This window comes from Pseudoxanthomonas sangjuensis (assembly GCF_010211755.1).
Lineage (GTDB): Bacteria > Pseudomonadota > Gammaproteobacteria > Xanthomonadales > Xanthomonadaceae > Pseudoxanthomonas_A > Pseudoxanthomonas_A sangjuensis.
Map to the genome: position 1 here is coordinate 1 of NZ_PDWR01000072.1, position 533 is coordinate 533.

The window sequence follows — 533 nt, forward strand, 5'->3', positions numbered from 1 at the left end:
GCCCCGTACAGTGTGCCGCCGATGGCTGACCCAAACCCGGATGCGGCCAGCACCCAACCGATCATTTCGGGGTGGCCCATTGACCTCATCTCGGCGACTGCCGTCAACTCCAGTCCCCCAAGACAAAATCCGGTGGCAACGACTGCGAAGAGGATGGATGCTGACCGGGGGGATAGCCACGCCATCTTGCGGCGATGTGGCGCCGGGACGATCGGCGCGGCTGAGGCCGGAGTAGCAGGCCGGGCTGGGCTGTCCTCAGAAGGCTCTGGTGTTGCGGGATTGAGGACCATCAGGCCGATGGCTCCGATGGCGGCAACGAACCCGCATGCCGTGATGGTGATCCGGGTTCCGATTGTCGTCGCTGCGCTGATGGCCACTGTAGGGCCGATCATGTAGCAGATCTCCACGGTCACAGAATCGAGTGACAATGCCGCGCGACGTCGTGACGCAGGCACAGCCGCCATACGGACCTGACGCGGGATGGTGAAGATGGGGTAATTCCACAGCCCGCCGATCGCGCACAGCACGAGAAG

Annotated in this window: 1 protein-coding gene; it reads right to left on the reverse strand. The window is 63.8% G+C overall.

Going from position 1 to position 533, the window contains the following annotated elements:
- The coding region (locus tag CSC71_RS15360) for an MFS transporter (RefSeq protein ID WP_211368071.1) at window positions 1-533 on the reverse strand (533 nt) is incomplete at both ends.